This is a genomic window from Parcubacteria group bacterium CG10_big_fil_rev_8_21_14_0_10_36_14, assembly GCA_002772895.1.
GTDB lineage: Bacteria > Patescibacteriota > Patescibacteriia.
On the sequence record PFCS01000034.1, the window covers coordinates 23,170 to 25,076 of the forward strand.

2 protein-coding genes and 1 pseudogene (1 of these 3 running past the window's edge) are annotated in these 1,907 nt (G+C 41.4%); 1 reads left to right on the plus strand and 2 read right to left on the minus strand.

The window, feature by feature from the left end; genetic code table 11:
- A pseudogene (locus tag COU51_02375) lies at window positions 1–351 on the minus strand (hypothetical protein) (it extends 627 nt beyond the left edge of the window).
- Window positions 352–676: 325 nt separating this feature from the next.
- Between COU51_02375 and COU51_02380 the strand changes: the two are divergent.
- On the plus strand, window positions 677–1,483 hold the full coding sequence (locus tag COU51_02380; protein PIR66755.1) for a hypothetical protein: 807 nt from the start codon (window positions 677–679) through the stop codon (window positions 1,481–1,483).
- Window positions 1,484–1,623: 140 nt separating this feature from the next.
- Here COU51_02380 and COU51_02385 read toward each other — a convergent pair.
- Window positions 1,624–1,907 (minus strand): capsule biosynthesis protein (locus tag COU51_02385; protein ID PIR66756.1); only part of this gene is annotated, 284 nt, incomplete at its 5' end.

Below are 1,907 nucleotides of genomic sequence, written 5' to 3' on the forward strand. Positions count from 1 at the left end.
GGCAAGCGCCGTGGAAGAATCCATCTTACCCTGCTTGGCGTCAGCGCCGAGATCCTGAAGCGCCTTCTCCATATCAGCGACCTGCTCCTTCAGTCGATTGATGTCCGTGATGAACTGCTCCACTCTGGACCTGTCACGACCCTCCACTTCGTTGATGGCGCGTCGAAGACGCGCGGCGCGGGCGGACAGAGCCGACAGCTTCTTCATGTCGGAAGCGCTCATCCCTTGGGTGACCGGCACGCAGACGCCATTGTTGCAGACGATCTTCGCCCGCAACTCATCACCGTATGCATTGCTCGTCACGAAAGCAACAAGCAACAGTAGTGCCACAAACATTGTTCGCTTTTCCATTGTTATCTCCTCTTTCTTCCCTTTTTCAAGGGTTGGTTGTGCCCGATTTTCCGAGCTGGATTGCGGTGATTTTTGCTCTATTCTATGTAAACGTTCAAAGAACGGCTTTAGTTACTTGCCGATAAGTATAGCATATTTTTGCCTTTTTGTCAAGTATTTTGTTTAATTTTATACTAAAATTAGCAAAATCCCCGTTTTATAACTATCAAGGAACCAGCATTTACTGTCCCACCCACAATCTGACCATACCTCCTTTACAGATAAATGTATAGTTGTTATACTTGATGTTGTGCCGTAAAACAAACCCAAAACGAGAGGAGCGGCCATGAGAAAAACACAGATTGTTCTTTTTGTAACGTTTTCTTTTTTTATGCTCTTTACATCCGATGCTATTGCTCAATATTGCGGAAACGGAATTGTGGAAACCGGCGAAGAATGTGACGGTGGAAAACTATCTTGTTCAACCGAAATCCCGGGAACGGTAGGTCCTTTTTATTGCACATCCGAATGCATTTGGTATGACGGATATTGCCGAGATGATGCTTGTGGAAACTATACCACAGACCAAGGAGAAGTTTGTGATCATTTGGTCACAACCTGCTCTTCGTTAAATCATGGAAATGGACTGGCCTTTTGCTCTTTCGATTGTGGCGGATATGACCTATCAAATTGCTCTGATTTCCAGAGCTGTGGAAATAACACAATAGAGTTCCGTGAAAAATGTGACGGCAATAGCGTTTCTTGCGCGTCTCTCGGTTACGGTCCAGGAACCGCTGACTGCAGATCTGATTGTGCGGGATTTGATGCCTCAACTTGTGAAGTAAAAATGGTAGAAATGACAATGGACGTTTACGACACTTGCACAGATAGTCTAACACCTATTTTCGAGCTCTACGATACTGACGAAAAAGATGCGTCAGTCGGTGGAGCATTCAAATTTCCAGAAACAAACACCGTATACAACTATACATTCTATTGCGTTCCCCAACATATAATTTGCTACGGCGCATGGCTAAGTAATAGCGTCTATCTTGGATGCGGTAGAGGTTGTAGCTATTATCCATATCAACTTTCCTGTTTTGAATGCGAAGAAAACGGAAGCATCAATATCACACTCCCCTGCTGGCTTTAAAAAAACCAAAGCTTCTCAAAAAGAGAAGCTTTTTTAATTGCACAAATCCGTATTAGCGAATTTATATAAAATACGCCGTGTAATTTTAATTAATTTCCTACCTATACAAAAATGGCGTCTGCAAAGCTAGACTTTGTGTATTAAAATAACGAACGCTCGGTTATTTTTTGTAAAAAATCATCTTTTTCTGAATCTGTCATTAAAACCACCTGACTTTTTTGCGATTTAAAAGGATGGAGCTTAAAGTTTAATTTATCATTTTCAAAAACTATTTCAATTGCTAATCCTTTTTGTGCTTCATCAATAATATATTGATCAAAAACAAAATTTCCTAAAGAATAAAAAATCAGCTTATTTTTATAAGTCTCTATTCCCTGTACAACGTGGGGATGATGACCAATTATCAAATCCGCGCCGTAATCAA